Consider the following 15,381-nt stretch of genomic DNA (forward strand, 5'->3'; position numbering starts at 1 on the left):
GGTGCATGCCGGTGCACCGTGGTCTCTGCCCGAACCGACCCTGGCGTACTTCCCCAACGTCAGGTGCGTGCTTTCGGTCAGAGACCACGGTGCACGGGCGACCAGGCCGGTAAGTCGGTGCGGCCCGAACCGGGGAGGTGTCCAAGTGCCTGACCCGGATTCCGGCGAATCAGGAAGCAGCGCAGGTGATTTCGGTCATGTGCCGGTGCTGGCGCAGCGGTGCATCGAATTGCTCGACCCGGCGCTGACCCGACACCACTCCGACGGTTCCGGTGCCGTCCTGGTCGACGCGACACTCGGGGCCGGTGGGCATGCCGAACGGTTCCTCACCGCCCTGCCGGGGCTGCGACTGATCGGGCTCGACCGCGACCCGACCGCGCTCGACATCGCCGGCGCCCGGCTGGCCCGCTTCGCCGACCGGATCACGCTGGTCCACACCCGCTACGACGGCATCGACGCCGCTCTCGATGAAACCGGTTGTGGCGCAACAGATTCCATCGACGGAGTGCTGTTCGATCTGGGCGTGTCCTCGATGCAGCTCGATCGGGCCGAGCGAGGCTTCGCCTACGCCAAAGAGGCACCGCTGGACATGCGGATGGACCCGTCGTCGCCGCTGACGGCAGCCGACGTGGTGAACACCTACCCCGAAGCGGAGCTGGCCGGCATTCTGCACCGCTACGGCGAGGAGCGCTTTGCCCGGCGCATCGCGGCCCAGATCGTACGGCGACGCGCCCGCACCCCGTTCACCTCCACCGCCGACCTGGTCGCGCTGCTCTACGAGGCGATTCCGGCGCCGGCCCGGCGGACCGGCGGACACCCGGCCAAACGGACCTTCCAGGCGCTGCGCATCGCGGTCAACGACGAACTGGGGTCGTTGCGCAGCGCCATTCCCGCCGCACTGGACGCACTCGCGGTGGGTGGCCGGATCGTGGTGCTGGCCTACCAGTCGCTGGAGGACCGGATCGTCAAACGCGCGTTCGCCGACGCGACGGCCTCCCGGACACCACCGGGGTTGCCGGTCGAACTTCCCGGCCACGAGCCGCGATTCCGGTCGCTGACGCACGGCGCCGAACGCGCCGATGCGGCCGAGATGGAGCGCAACCCCCGCAGCACCCCGGTGCGGTTGCGGGCACTGCAACGAGTAGAGCGGGCAAGCGGGAAGGGCTATGCATGAGCACACAGCGCGAGGCGTCGAAACGTCGCGACACCGATCGTCGCGGTCGACGTGCGGCCCGGACCAGTGCCCGCAACGCGGCTGACGCGTCGCAGCGCCGCAACCCGTCGCGCACGCCGGCGGGTGCCAACCGCGAAGCCCGGGTGCCCAGATCGGGGCCGCAGACCAGCCCGATAACCCGACCCGCGGAACGGCCGGGCCGGGCGAAGAACACCAGCCAGGCCAAGGCTCGGGCCAAGGCCCGGAAAGCCAAGGCGCCCAAGGTGGTACGGCCCAAACTCACCGAACGGCTGGCCGCCCGGCTGGCCGAGATCGACCTGCGGCCACACACGCTGCTCAGCCGTATTCCGTTCGTGGTGCTGGTCATCGGCTCGCTCGGAGTGGGGCTGGGACTGACGCTGTGGTTGTCCACCGACGCGGCTGAGCGCTCCTATCAGCTCAGCGATGCCCGGGAGCGGACCCGGATGCTGCAACAGCAGAAGGAGTCGCTGGAGCGCGACGTGCGGGAGGCGGAATCGGCGCCGGCGCTGGCCGAGGCGGCGCGCAAGCAGGGCATGATCCCCACCAGGGACACCGCCCACCTGGTTCAGGCACCGGACGGCACCTGGGTGGTGGTGGGCACACCGCGGCCCGCCGACGGCGTGCCGCCGCCGCCGTTGAACGCCAAACTGCCCGACGCGGCGCCCCCGCCACCCCCGCCACCGCCGGTGGTGAGCCCGCCTGAGGTTGCGGTCCGGGTCGCACCGGGCACCGGGGACCCGACGCCGCCGCAGGTCTTGCAGCGCGGGCCGAACGGCGCAACCACCCTGGACGGCCCCCACCTACCAGGTATGACACCGGGGGCTCCGACGACCGTGCCGGGTGGTCCGCTACCCGTGCCGGGATCGGCAGTGCCCACCCCGGCGCCCAACTCCGTGCACGCCGACCTGCTGCCGTCCAACGGGTTCGCGCTCCCGGCGCCCGCCGCGCAGCCGCCGGTGCTGGTACCCACACCGCAGCCGCCGGTGCTGATGCCCACACCGCAGCCACCGGGCCTGGTGACCACCCCGCTGCCGGCCAACCCCGAACAGTTCGGGCCCGTCATACCGACGGCGCCCGCGGCCCCCGGGGCCACCCGATGAACCGCGGCGAGGAGCGGCGCACTCCCCGCAAAGCCCGCGACGCCCAGGCGGTGCGGCAACCCAAGCGATCACGGAAAGCCGCCGACGCCAAGCGATCCCGGGCGACTGCCCGGCCCGAGGCAGCGCCGGCAGGACACTCGGCGCGCGCTCGGCGCACCCGCCAGGCGGCCGAAGTCACCACCCGGGGCGCCTCGTTCATCTTCCGGCATCGCGCGGGCAACGGCATCATCTTCGTACTGATGCTGGTCGCCATCGCTCAGCTGTTCTACCTGCAGGTGTCCAACGCCTCGCAGCTCAACGCCCAGGCCGCCGGCCAGCTCAAGGTCACCGACGTCGAACGGGCGATCCGCGGCGCCATCGTGGACCGCCACAACGACCGGCTCGCGTTCACCATCGAGGCCCGCGCGCTGACCTTCCAGCCCAACCGGGTCCGCCAGCAGCTGGAAGAGGCCAAGAAGAAGTCGTCGCGCGCACCGGACCCCCAGGAGCGGCTCGCCGCCATCGCCAAAGAGGTGGCCGGCCGACTGAACAACAAGCCCGACGCGGCGACCATCCTGAAGAAGCTGCAGAGCAACGAGTCGTTCGTCTACCTGGCCCGCGCAGTGGATCCCGCTGTCGCACACGCGATCTCGGCGAAGTTCCCCGAGGTCGGCTCCGAGCGCCAGGACCTGCGTCAGTACCCCGGCGGGTCGCTGGCAGCCAACATCGTCGGCGGCATCGATTGGGACGGCCACGGTCTGCTGGGTCTGGAAGATGCGCTGGACGCCATGCTGGCCGGCACCGACGGTGCGGTCACCTACGACCGCGGGTCCGACGGCGTCGTGATCCCCGGCAGCTATCGCAACCGGCACAAGGCGGTGCACGGCTCGACCATCCAGCTCACCCTCGACGACGATATCCAGTTCTACGTCCAGCAGCAGGTGCAGCAGGCCAAGAACGCGTCCGGCGCCCACACCGTCTCGGCGGTCGTGCTGGACGCCAGGACCGGCGAAGTGCTGGCCATGGCCAACGACAACACCTTCGACCCGTCCCAGGACCTCGGGCGGCAGGGGGAGCGGCAACTGGGCAACCTGCCGGTGTCCTCGCCATTCGAACCGGGCTCGGTGAACAAGATCATCACCGCGTCCTCGGTCATCGAGTACGGCCTGTCCAACCCCGACGAGGTGCTGCAGGTGCCCGGCACCATCTCGATGGGCGGGGTCACCATCCACGACGCCTGGGAACACGGCGTGATGCCCTACACCACGACCGGCGTCTTCGGGAAGTCGTCCAACGTCGGCACGTTGATGCTGGCGCAGCGGGTCGGTCCGGAGCGCTTCTACGACATGGTGCGCAAGTTCGGCCTCGGTCAACGCACCGGCGTCGGGTTGCCCGGCGAGAGCGCGGGCCTGGTGCCCCCGATCGACCAGTGGTCGGGCAGCACCTTCTCCAATCTCCCGATCGGACAGGGTGTTTCGATGACCCTGCTGCAGATGGCCGGCATGTACCAGGCCATCGCCAACGACGGGGTGCGCATCCCGCCGCGCATCCTGAAGGCCACCGTCGCACCGGACGGCACGCGAACCGAGGAACCCCGCCCGGACGGCATCCGGGTGGTGTCGGCGCAGACCGCGCAGACGGTGCGCAACATGTTGCGCGCGGTGGTGCAGCAGGACCCGATGGGTTACCAGCAGGGCACCGGACCCGCAGCGTCGGTGCCCGGCTACCAGATGGCCGGCAAGACCGGCACCGCGCAGCAGATCAACCCGAGTTGCGGGTGCTATTTCGACGACGTCTACTGGATCACCTTTGCGGGCATGGCCACCGTCGACAACCCGCGCTACGTCATCGGCATCATGATGGACAACCCGCAGCGCAACGCCGACGGCACCCCGGGGCACTCCGCCGCGCCGCTGTTCCACAACATCGCCGGCTGGCTGATGCAACGCGAGAACGTGCCGCTGTCACCGGATCCGGGCCCACCGCTCACCTTGCAGGCGATGTAGCCGACTTCCGCACCCACACCCGAGGGGTGTGGCTAGGTAGGGTGTCATGGCTGATCATCGCGATCACGCGACGTCGTACGGAGGTGGTGACTGTGGCGTTGGCCCCCACGGACCTGCGTCCCAGCACCGGCGCCGGGATCCCGCTGGATGTGTTGGCCGCCCAGGTCGGCGCGGTGCTGCCGACGGGCCCCGATCGACCAGATTGCGTCCCAGACCTGCCGGTCACCGGGGTGACGTTGCGTGGTCAGGACGTGCGGCCCGGTGACCTGTTCGCGGCCCTGCCCGGTTCGGTCACCCACGGCGCCCGGCACGCCGGTCAGGCGATCGAACGCGGCGCGGTCGCGCTGCTCACCGACGCCGCCGGCCTGGCCGAGATGGGTGCTGTCGAGATCCCGGTGCTGGTGCATCCGGCGCCCCGCAGCGTGCTCGGCGGCCTGGCAGCCACCGTCTACGGGCGGCCGTCGGCGCGGATGGCGGTGGTCGGCATCACCGGTACGTCCGGCAAGACCACCACGACCTATCTGGTCGAGGCCGGGCTGCGGGCGGCCGGTCGGATCGCCGGGCTGATCGGCACCATCGGCATCCGGATCGACGGCACCGACATCCCCAGCGCGCTGACCACGCCGGAGGCACCCGCCCTGCAGGCCTTGTACGCGGCGATGGCCGAGCGCGGGGTGGACACCGTGGTGATGGAGGTGTCCAGTCACGCGCTGAGCCTCGGCCGGGTGGACGGCACCGAGTTCGCGATCGGGGCGTTCACCAACCTCTCGCGGGACCATCTGGATTTCCACCAGACCATGCAGGAGTACTTCGAAGCCAAGGCACTGCTCTTCGACCCGGCCTCGGCGCTGCACGCCCGCCGCGCCGTGGTGTGCATCGACGACGACGCCGGACGCGCGATGGCCGGGCGGGCAACCGATCCGATCACCGTCAGCGTCACCGGCCGGCCAGCGCACTGGCGCGCCGCCGACGTCACGCCAGTGGGACCGGCCGGGCAAGAGTTCACCGCCATCGACCCCGCCGGCGCGCAGCACCGCGTCGGGATCGACTTGCCGGGCCACTACAACATCGCGAATTGTCTTGTCGCACTGGCGATTCTGGATGCGATCGGGGTGCGGCCGGAACAGGCGGCGCCGGGGTTGCGCCTTACCCGGGTACCCGGGCGGCTCGAGTTGGTCGACCGCGGCCAGGATTTCGTCGCCCTGGTCGACTACGCCCACAAACCCGAAGCGCTGCGTGCGGTGCTGAGCACCCTGCGGCACCCGGATCGGCGATTGGCGGTGGTGTTCGGCGCCGGGGGCGACCGCGACCCCGGCAAGCGGGCGCCGATGGGCGAAATCGCCGCCGAACTGGCCGATCTGGTGATCGTCACCGACGACAACCCGCGCAGTGAGGATCCCGCCGCGATCCGCCGCGAGATCCTGGCCGGCGCCGCCGGCGGTAAGGCCCAGGTGCTGGAGCTCGGCGACCGGCGCGCGGCGATCCGGCGCGCGGTGGCCTGGGCAGCGCCCGGTGACGTGGTGCTGATCGCCGGCAAAGGACACGAAACCGGTCAGCGCGGTGCCAGCGAGGTGCGCCCGTTCGACGACCGCGTCGAACTGGCCGACGCGCTGCAGGACCGCGTGTGATCGACCTGACCGTCGCCCGCATCGCCGAGATCGTCGGCGGCACCCTGGCCGACATCTCCGCCGAGCAGGCCGCGGCCACCCACGTCACCGGGACGGTGGAATTCGACTCGCGTGCCGTCGGTCCCGGCGGACTGTTCCTCGCCCTGCCCGGGGCGCGCGCCGACGGTCACGACCATGCCGGGGCGGCGGTGGCCGCCGGCGCGGCGGTGGTGCTGGCCGCCCGCCCGGTGGGCGTACCGGCCATCGTGGTGGCGCCGCGTCCGGCGCCGGACGGTCGGGCCGGCGTCCTCGAACACGACGTGGACGGTTCCGGCGCGGCGGTGCTGGCCGCGCTGGCCAACCTCGCCGCTGCAGTAGCTGCCGAGCTGGTGGCCGGCAAGCTGCGGATCATCGGCATCACCGGATCGTCGGGCAAGACCTCGACCAAGGATCTGGTGGCCGCCGTTCTGCAGCCACTCGGCGAGGTCGTCGCTCCGCCGGGATCGTTCAACAACGAACTGGGCCATCCCTGGACGGTGCTGCGGGCCACCCGCGACACCGACTTCCTGGTGCTGGAGATGTCCGCGCGCCACCCCGGCAACATCGCCGCCCTGGCCGAGATCGCCCCGCCGTCGATCGGCGTGGTCCTCAACGTCGGCACCGCGCACCTAGGCGAGTTCGGCTCACGCGAGATCATCGCGCAGACCAAATCGGAGCTGCCGCAAGCAGTTTCGCCTGACGGGGTGGTCATCCTCAACGCGGACGACCCGATGGTCGCCGCGATGGCGCACGTGACCCCGGCCCGCGTGGTCCGGGTGAGCCGGCACCGCGACGCCGACGTGTGGGCCGGCCCGGTCGCCCTCGACGAACTGGCGCGTCCCCGCTTCACCCTGCACGCCGGCGGCGCGCACGCCGAGATCCAGCTCGGCGTCTCGGGCGATCATCAGGTGGGCAACGCCCTGTGCGCGGCTGCCGTCGCCCTCGAATGCGGCGCCGACGTCGCACAGGTGGCCGCGGTGCTCGCCGGTGCCGGGCCGGTGTCGCGGCACCGCATGCAGGTCAGCACCCGCTCTGACGGGGTGACCGTGATCGACGACGCGTACAACGCCAACCCCGACTCGATGCGGGCCGGACTGCAGGCGTTGGCGTGGATGGCGCACGGCGCGGCCGATCAGACCGGTGATCGGCGGCGCAGCTGGGCGGTGCTGGGGGAGATGGCCGAACTCGGCGACGACGCGATAACCGAGCACGATCGCATCGGCCGGCTCGCGGTGCGATTAGATGTGTCTCGACTTGTAGTCGTGGGAACCGGGAGGTCGATGAGCGCCATGCACCAGGGTGCGGTGATGGAGGGCTCGTGGGGATCGGAGGCCGTCCAGGTACCCGACCGGGACGCCGCCCTGGCGCTGCTGCGCGCCGAGCTGCGAGCCGGCGACGTGGTGCTGGTCAAGGCGTCCAACTCGGCCGGTCTGGGCGCGATGGCCGACGCGCTCGTCGCCGAAGGTGACCCCGCGTGAGACAGATCCTGATCGCCGTCGCCATTGCGGTGACCGTGTCCATCCTGCTCACCCCGGCGTTGATCCGGCTGTTCACCCGGCAGGGTTTCGGTCACCAGATCCGCGAGGACGGCCCGCCCACCCACCAGAGCAAACGGGGCACGCCGTCGATGGGTGGGGTGGCGATCCTGGCCGGTATCTGGGCCGGCTACCTGGGCACGCACCTGTTCGGCCTGCTCTTCGACGGCGACGGCGTGACCGCCTCCGGCCTGCTGGTGCTGGGGCTGGCTACCGCGCTGGGCGGCGTCGGTTTTCTGGACGACCTGATCAAGATCCGCCGTTCGCGCAACCTGGGGCTGAACAAGACGGCCAAGACCATCGGGCAGATCACCGCCGCCGTGCTGTTCGCGGTGCTGGTGCTGCAGTTCCGCAACGCTGCCGGCCTGACGCCGGGCAGCACGGATCTGTCCTATGTCCGCGACATCGCCACCATCACCTTCACCCCGGCCATGTTCGTGCTGTTCTGCGTGGTGATGGTCAGCGCCTGGTCCAACGCGGTCAATTTCACCGACGGGCTGGACGGGCTGGCCGCGGGCTGCATGGCGATGGTCGCGGGCGCCTACGTGCTGATCACCTTCTGGCAGTTCCGCAACGCGTGCGCGTCGATGGCGTTGCTGGGGCCGCAGACCTGGCTGCAGGGCTGTTACAACGTGCGCGACCCGCTGGACCTGGCATTGGTGGCGGCGGCCACCGCCGGAGCCTGCATCGGTTTTCTGTGGTGGAACGCCGCCCCGGCCAAGATCTTCATGGGCGACACCGGGTCGCTGGCGCTGGGCGGCATCATCGCCGGGCTGTCGGTGACCAGCCGCACCGAAATCCTCGCTGTGGTGCTCGGTTCGTTGTTCGTCGCCGAAGTCACCTCGGTGGTCCTGCAGATCCTGGCCTTCCGCACGACCGGGCGCCGCGTCTTCCGGATGGCGCCGTTCCATCATCATTTCGAGTTGTCCGGCTGGGCGGAAACCACAGTGATCATCCGGTTCTGGCTGCTCACGGCGATCACCTGCGGGTTGGGCGTGGCCCTGTTCTACGGCGAGTACCTCTCCACGATCGGTGCGTGACGTGCTGGGCCCCTTAACGGCGGGCGCGCCCGTCCTGATCGCCGGTGCGCGGGTGACCGGCCGGGCGGTGTTGGCGGCGCTGCACGGGTTCGGCGCCGCCCCGACCCTCTGCGACGACGACCCCGCCATGCTGCGCCCGTACGCCGACCGGGGCGTGGCCACTGTGGCTCCGGCGGCCGCGATCCGGCAGATCGCCGACTACGCGCTGGTCGTCACCAGTCCCGGTTTCCAGCCGAGTACTCCGGTGCTGGCGGCTGCCGCGGCAGCCGGCGTGCCCATCTGGGGTGACGTGGAACTGGCCTGGCGGCTGGACGCATCAGGCCACTACGGGCCGCCGCGGCGCTGGCTGGTGGTGACCGGCACCAACGGCAAGACCACCACCACCTCGATGCTGCACGCCATGGTGACCGCCGGCGGGCTGCGCAGCGCCCTGTGCGGCAACATCGGCGACCCGGTGCTGGACGTGCTCGACAAGCCGTCGGACGTGCTGGCTGTCGAGTTGTCCAGCTTCCAGCTGTTCTGGGCGCCGTCGCTGCGGCCCGAGGCGGGCGCGGTGCTCAATGTCGCCGAGGACCATCTGGACTGGCACGGCACCATGGCCGACTACGCCGCGGCCAAGGCGCGGGTGCTCACCGGCCGGGTGGCGGTGGTCGGCCTCGACGACGCCCGCGCCGCGGCATTGGTCGACACCGCGTCGCAGCGGGTGGGTTTCCGCCTCGGCGAACCCGCTGCCGGGGAGTTGGGCGTGCGCGGCGGGTTCCTGGTGGACCGCGCTTTTGCCGACGACCTGCCGTTGCTGGCGGTCAGCGCGATACCGGTGCCCGGCCCGGTCGGCGTGCTCGACGCGCTGGCGGCGGCCGCGCTGGCCCGCGCGGTGGGCGTTGGGGCCCCGGCCATCGAGTCGGCGATCTCGGCGTTCCAGCCCGGCCGGCACCGCTCGGAGGTGGTCGCGGTGGTCGACGGCATCACCTACGTCGACGATTCCAAAGCCACCAACCCGCACGCCGCCGAGGCGTCGGTGCTGGCCTACCCCCGGGTGGTCTGGTTGGCCGGCGGACTGCTCAAGGGCGCGTCGGTGGACGCCGAGGTCGCCCGCATCGCATCCCGGCTGGTCGGGGCGGTCCTGATCGGCCGGGATCGCGGCGAGGTTGCCGACGCGTTATCGCGACACGCGCCCGATGTCCCCGTCGTACACGTCGTCACAGGCGAGGATGATGTGATGCATGAGACTGGTGGGGCATTTGTTACTAATGTGACGCATGTTAATAACGACGACGAGACCATCGGCACCCGGGTGATGACCGCGGCGGTGGCCGCGGCCCGCGAACTCGCCACACCCGGCGACACCGTGCTGCTCGCCCCGGCCGGCGCCTCGTTCGACCAGTTCAGCGGCTACGCCGCCCGCGGTGACGCCTTTGCCGCCGCCGTCCGCGCCGCGGTCCGGTAGGCGGCGTGGCTATCGCGCTGACCCGGCTGCTGCGCCGGGACAAGACCGTCGGCGACGAGAACTCCGATGCCGAAGGCGTGGCCGAGGCGGCCGAGCAGGATCCGGCCAGCGCTGACCAGCCCACCAAGAGCCCCGCGCCGCCGTCGGGCCCACGCACCCGGTTCGGCACCTGGCTGGGGCGGCCGATGACCTCGTTTCATCTGATCATCGCCGTCGCGGCATTGCTGACGAGCCTGGGCCTGATCATGGTGCTGTCCGCCTCCGGCGTCGAGTCCTACGGCAACGACGGGTCGGCGTGGATCATCTTCGGCAAACAGGTGATGTGGACGATCGTCGGCCTGGTCGCCTGCTACGCCGGACTGCGGATGTCGGTGCGCTTCATCCGCCGGATCGCCTTCACCAGCTACGCCGTCACCTGCATCCTGCTGGTCCTGGTGCTCGTTCCTGGCATCGGCAACCTCGTCAACGGGTCGCGGAAGTGGTTCGTGATCGCCGGCTTCTCGATGCAGCCGTCGGAGTTGGCCAAGATCGCGTTCGCAATCTGGGGGGCCCACCTGTTGGCGGCGCGGCGCGCCGAGCGGGCCGGGCTGCGCGACATCCTGGTGCCGCTGGTACCGGCCTCGCTGATTGCGTTGGGGCTGATCATGGCCCAGCCCGACCTCGGACAGACCGTCTCGCTCGGCATCATCCTGCTGGGCCTGCTGTGGTACGCCGGCCTGGACCTGCGGGTGTTCATCAGCGGTCTGGTCATGGTGGTCATCGCCGGGGCGATCTTCTCGATGTCGGCGGGCTACCGCTCCGACCGGGTGCGGTCCTGGCTGGACCCGGAAAACGACCCGATGGACACCGGTTACCAGGCGCGCCAGGCCAAGTACGCGCTCGCCCACGGCGGCATCTTCGGCGACGGGCTGGGCCAAGGCGTGGCCAAATGGAATTATCTGCCCAATGCCCACAACGACTTCATCTTCGCCATCATCGGCGAGGAACTCGGACTGATCGGCGCGGTCGGATTGCTGGGCCTGTTCGGACTGTTCGCCTACACCGGGATGCGGATCGCGCGCCGCTCGGCCGACCCGTTCCTGCGGTTGCTGACCGCGACCACCACGCTGTGGATCCTGGGCCAGGCGTTCATCAACATCGGCTATGTAATCGGTCTGCTGCCGGTCACCGGATTGCAGCTGCCGCTCATCTCAGCTGGTGGAACATCAACGGCGACAACGCTTTTCATGATCGGCATCATGGCCAACGCAGCTCGCAACGAGCCCGAAGCGGTGGCCGCGCTGCGCGCCGGGCGCGACGACAAGGTCAACCGGCTGCTGCGGCTGCCGGTGCCCGAGCCGTACGCACCCACCCGTCTGGAAACATTCCGCGACCGCAAACGCGCCAAACCGCAGCCCAAGCCGCCGGTCCGCCGCGCCGCCACCCCGCCGCGGCAGGCGTCGGCGCGCACCGCGGAACGGTCGGGTCGCCGGTCTGCGGGCAACTCGCACTTGCAGAAGAGGCATCATGGATCTGGCCAGCAATACGCCGGCCGGCGCCGCACGGGGCGCGCTCGCGCATTGGAAGGTCAGCGTTACGGGTGAATGACATGGTCAGCGAGTCCACCGGCGGGTTGGGGGCAGCGCCCCTGCCCGCCGGTAGCGCGTTGCCGTCCTTATCGGTCGTGTTGGCCGGAGGCGGGACCGCCGGGCATGTGGAACCCGCGATGGCCGTCGCCGACGCGCTGACCTCGCTGGACCCCCAGATCCGGATCACCGCGTTGGGCACCGCGCGCGGGCTGGAGACCCGGCTGGTGCCCGCCCGCGGCTACCACCTCGAACTGATCACCCCGGTGCCGCTGCCCCGCAAACCCAGCGGTGACCTGGCCCGGCTGCCACCGCGGGTGTGGCGCGCGGTCCGAGAGGCCAGGGCGGTGCTCGACGACGTGCGCGCCGACGTCGTCATCGGCTTCGGCGGCTACGTCGCGCTACCGGCCTACCTGGCCGCCCGCGGCAGCCGGGTCTCGGGACGCCGACGCCATCGCGTCCCGGTGGTGATCCACGAAGCCAACGCCCGGGCGGGACTGGCCAACCGGGTCGGTGCCCGCTCGGCCGACCGGGTGCTGGCCGCGGTGCCGGGGTCGGGTCTGCACGGTGCCGAGGTGGTCGGGGTGCCGGTGCGGGCGGCGATCACCGCACTGGACCGGGCCGCGCTGCGCAGCGAGGCGCGCGCCTACTTCGGTTTCCCCGGGGACGCGCGGGTGCTGCTGGTCTTCGGCGGTTCCCAGGGCGCGGTCTCGCTCAACCGGGCGGTGTCGGCGGCGGCCGCCGGGCTGGCCGGCGCGGGGGTCTCGGTGCTGCACGCGCACGGCCCCAAGAACACCCTGGACCTGCGCACCCCCGAACCGGGGGACCCGCCCTACGTCGCATTGCCCTACCTGGACCGGATGGATCTGGCGTACGCCGCGGCCGACATGGCGATCTGCCGGTCCGGGGCGATGACGGTGGCTGAGGTGTCGGCCGTCGGGCTGCCGGCCATCTACGTGCCGCTGCCGATCGGCAACGGCGAACAACGGCTCAACGCGCTGCCGGTGGTCAACGCCGGCGGCGGCATGGTGGTCGCCGACGCGGCCCTGACGCCGGAGCTGGTGGTACGGGAAGTCGCCGGGCTGCTCAACGACCCCACGAGGCTGGCGGCCATGACGGCGGCGGCTGCGCTCGTCGGGCATCGCGACGCCGCGCTGCGGGTGGCGCAGGCGGCGCTGGATCTCGCGCGCTCGGCCTCCTCCGGAGGACGGCGGTGAGCGCCGAACAGCTGCCCCCGGAGCTGCACCGGGTGCACATGGTCGGCATCGGCGGCGCCGGCATGTCGGGCATCGCCCGCATCCTGCTGGACCGCGGCGGGCTGGTCTCGGGGTCCGATGCCAAGGAGTCGCGAGGTCTGCATGCGCTGCTGGCCCGCGGCGCCAAGATCCGCATCGGGCACGACGCGTCCTCGCTGGATCTGCTGCCTGGCGGGCTCACCGCCGTCATCACCACCCACGCCGCCATCCCGAAAACCAACCCCGAGCTGGTCGAGGCCCGACGGCGTGGCATCCCGGTCGTGCTACGGCCGGTGGTGCTGGCCAAGCTGATGGCCGGGCGCACCACGCTGATGGTCACCGGCACGCACGGCAAAACCACCACCACGTCGATGTTGATCGTGGCGCTGCAGCACTGCGGGCGCGACCCGTCATTCGCGGTCGGTGGCGAACTGGGGGAGGCCGGCACCAACGCCCACCACGGCAGCGGTCACTACTTCGTCGCCGAAGCCGACGAAAGCGACGGCACGCTGCTGGAGTACACACCCAACGTCGCGGTGGTCACCAACATCGAGTCCGACCACCTGGACTTCTACGGCAGCACCGACGCCTATGTCGGGGTGTTCGACGCGTTCGTCGAGCGGCTGGCGCCGGGCGGCGCGCTGGTGGTGTGCACCGATGACCCGGGGGCGGCGGCGCTGGCCCAGCGCACCGCGGCGCTGGGTATCCGGGTGCTGCGGTACGGGTCCACCGGCGACGACCTGGCCGCGACCCTGTTGTCCTGGGAGCAGCACGGCACCGAGGCGGTGGCCCACCTGCAACTTCGCGGCGAGGCGCAGCAGCGGGTGATGCGACTGTCGGTGCCGGGACGGCACATGGCGCTCAATGCGTTGGGGGCGCTGCTGGCGGCGACCGAGATCGGCGCGCCGGTCGAGGAGGTGCTCGACGGGCTGGCCGGTTTCGAGGGGGTGCGGCGCCGCTTCGAACTGGTCGGCACTGCCGACTCGGTGCAGGTGTTCGACGACTACGCCCACCACCCAACCGAGGTCGCGGCCACCCTGGCCGCGGTGCGGTCGGTGGTCGAGCAGCGCGGCGGCGGGCGCTCGTTGGTCGTGTTCCAGCCGCACTTGTATTCGCGGACAAAGGCTTTCGCCCACGAATTCGGTCGGGCACTGGATGCCGCCGACGAAGTGTTCGTGCTCGACGTCTACGGTGCCCGCGAGCAACCGTTGGCCGGGGTGAGCGGAGCCAGCGTCGCCGAGCACGTGAGTGTGCCGGTGCGCTACCTGCCGGATTTCTCGATGGTGGCCGGCGAGGTGGCGGCCGCAGCCGGTCCGGGTGACCTCATCGTCACCATGGGCGCCGGTGACGTGACGCTGCTGGGGCCCGAGATCGTGGCGGCGTTGCGGTCCCGGTCGAACCGCAGCGCGCCGGGTCGCCCAGGAGTGTTGCAGTGAGCGAGCCCGACCCCGAGGAGTCCGCGTCCCGCGGAGCCGACCTGGTCGACGGTCCGGCCGAAGCGGTACCTGAGTCCGGCGCCACCGAACCTGTTGCGACCGAACAACCCGCGCCACCGGAGGAAACCTCCGAGCCGGACGATTTCGAAGGTCCACGCCGGCGCGAACGCCGGGAACGCGCCGAGCGGCGCGCCGCCCAGGCCCGGGCCGTCGCGATCGAACAGGCCCGCCGGGAGGCCAAGCGGCGCGCCCGCGGCAACGTCCTGCCCGAGCCCAAACCTGTTGCGCGCGGCGTGGTCCGCGGGCTCAAGATGCTGCTCGCGACGGTGATCATGGTGGTCGTTGGCGTCGGGCTGGGGCTGATCCTGTACTTCACGCCGGCGATGTCGGCCCGCAATATCGTGGTCACCGGGACCGGAGTGGTGACCCGCGAGGACGTCCTGAACGCGGCGCAGGTGCGGGTCGGGACGCCGTTGCTGCAGATCAACACCAGCCAGGTCGCCGAGCGGGTGGCCGCGATCCGGCGAGTGGCCAGCGCCCGGGTGCAGCGCGAGTACCCGTCGGCGCTGCGCGTCACCATCGTCGAGCGAATCCCGGTGGTGGTGAAGGATTTCCCGGACGGACCCCATCTGTTCGACCGCGATGGCGTCGATTTCGCGAACGACCCGCCGCCGCCGGCGCTGCCGTACATCGACGTCGAGAACCCCGGCCCGACGGATCCGCCTACGCTGGCGGCGCTCAAGGTGCTGATGGCCCTGCGACCCGAGGTCGCCGGGGAGGTGGGCCGGATCGCGGCCCCGTCGGTGTCCTCGATCACGCTGACACTCTCCGACGGCCGGGTGGTGATCTGGGGGACCACCGACCGTGCGGAGGAGAAGGCGGAGAAGCTCGCGGCGCTGCTGACCCAGCCCGGCCGCACCTATGACGTGTCCAGCCCTGACCTGCCGACCGTCAAGTAGCCGCCGGGTCCACCCCGGGATTGCCACGCCCGCGTGACACTCGGCGCGCGGTCCCCGCGTTTGTCACGCCAGTGTGACGCTGGGCGTCGAGCGCTGCGCTGGTGTGACGCTGGGTGGGACGCCGGCTGGGGCGGGCGCCAAATCTGTCGCGGGTGTCACGCTGGTGTGACGCTGGGCGTCGAACGTTGCGCTGGTGTGACGCTGGGTGGGGCGCCGGCTGGGGCGGGCGCCTAATCAA

The 15,381-nt window shown here is 71.1% G+C and carries 11 protein-coding genes; all 11 read left to right on the forward strand.

All coding sequences use genetic code 11. The annotated features are described in order from the left end of the window. Position 1: 1 nt before the first annotated feature. Genes rsmH through AC5Y3Z_RS09400 form a run of 11 tightly spaced genes read left to right on the forward strand, consistent with a single transcriptional unit; the run spans position 2 to position 15,143 of the window. Positions 2-1,174: a 16S rRNA (cytosine(1402)-N(4))-methyltransferase RsmH gene (gene rsmH, locus AC5Y3Z_RS09350; RefSeq protein ID WP_463824459.1), complete on the forward strand. Its 1,173-nt coding sequence runs from the start codon at positions 2-4 to the stop codon at positions 1,172-1,174. Further along, complete coding sequence (ftsL, locus tag AC5Y3Z_RS09355) at positions 1,171-2,295, forward strand: cell division protein FtsL (protein WP_463824458.1); 1,125 nt, start codon at positions 1,171-1,173, stop codon at positions 2,293-2,295. The genes rsmH and ftsL overlap by 4 nt, the downstream gene beginning before the upstream one ends. Further along, positions 2,292-4,280: a peptidoglycan D,D-transpeptidase FtsI family protein gene (locus tag AC5Y3Z_RS09360; RefSeq protein ID WP_463824457.1), complete on the forward strand. Its 1,989-nt coding sequence runs from the start codon at positions 2,292-2,294 to the stop codon at positions 4,278-4,280. Before ftsL ends, AC5Y3Z_RS09360 begins: the two co-directional genes overlap by 4 nt. 50 nt (positions 4,281-4,330) lie before the next feature. Beyond that, positions 4,331-5,908 carry a UDP-N-acetylmuramoyl-L-alanyl-D-glutamate--2,6-diaminopimelate ligase gene (locus AC5Y3Z_RS09365; RefSeq protein ID WP_463824913.1) on the forward strand — a complete coding sequence of 526 codons (1,578 nt, stop codon included), beginning with the start codon at positions 4,331-4,333 and terminating at the stop codon, positions 5,906-5,908. Further along, positions 5,905-7,404, forward strand: a complete 1,500-nt coding sequence (locus AC5Y3Z_RS09370) for a UDP-N-acetylmuramoyl-tripeptide--D-alanyl-D-alanine ligase (protein ID WP_463824456.1) — start codon at positions 5,905-5,907, stop codon at positions 7,402-7,404. The genes AC5Y3Z_RS09365 and AC5Y3Z_RS09370 overlap by 4 nt, the downstream gene beginning before the upstream one ends. After that, a complete protein-coding gene (gene mraY, locus AC5Y3Z_RS09375; protein ID WP_463824455.1) occupies positions 7,401-8,501 on the forward strand; it encodes a phospho-N-acetylmuramoyl-pentapeptide-transferase in 1,101 nt (366 codons plus the stop codon). The genes AC5Y3Z_RS09370 and mraY overlap by 4 nt, the downstream gene beginning before the upstream one ends. A 1-nt stretch (position 8,502) precedes the next feature. Beyond that, positions 8,503-9,948, forward strand: a complete 1,446-nt coding sequence (murD, locus tag AC5Y3Z_RS09380) for a UDP-N-acetylmuramoyl-L-alanine--D-glutamate ligase (RefSeq protein WP_463824454.1) — start codon at positions 8,503-8,505, stop codon at positions 9,946-9,948. 5 nt (positions 9,949-9,953) lie between these two features. Continuing rightward, positions 9,954-11,531 (forward strand): putative lipid II flippase FtsW, encoded by a 1,578-nt coding sequence (ftsW, locus tag AC5Y3Z_RS09385; RefSeq protein WP_463824453.1) that lies wholly within the window; start codon positions 9,954-9,956, stop codon positions 11,529-11,531. Further along, positions 11,528-12,730, forward strand: a complete 1,203-nt coding sequence (gene murG / locus AC5Y3Z_RS09390; RefSeq protein WP_463824452.1) for an undecaprenyldiphospho-muramoylpentapeptide beta-N-acetylglucosaminyltransferase — start codon at positions 11,528-11,530, stop codon at positions 12,728-12,730. Before ftsW ends, murG begins: the two co-directional genes overlap by 4 nt. Next, positions 12,727-14,184, forward strand: coding sequence for a UDP-N-acetylmuramate--L-alanine ligase (gene murC, locus AC5Y3Z_RS09395; protein WP_463824451.1), 1,458 nt, complete (start codon positions 12,727-12,729; stop codon positions 14,182-14,184). Before murG ends, murC begins: the two co-directional genes overlap by 4 nt. A gap of 41 nt (positions 14,185-14,225) precedes the next feature. Next, entirely contained in the window at positions 14,226-15,143 is a 918-nt protein-coding gene (locus AC5Y3Z_RS09400; RefSeq protein ID WP_463824912.1) for a cell division protein FtsQ/DivIB, read from the forward strand. The last annotated feature ends 238 nt before the right edge of the window (positions 15,144-15,381 follow it).

The sequence above is a fragment of the Mycobacterium sp. NGS61 genome, from assembly GCF_059812325.1.

What these genes read in the sequence shown, in the direction of transcription:
- AC5Y3Z_RS09360 (WP_463824457.1), top strand. Translation starts at nt 2,292, where the DNA reads ATGAACCGCGGCGAGGAGCGGCGCACTCCCCGCAAAGCCCGCGACGCC.
- ftsL (WP_463824458.1), top strand. Translation starts at nt 1,171, where the DNA reads ATGAGCACACAGCGCGAGGCGTCGAAACGTCGCGACACCGATCGTCGC.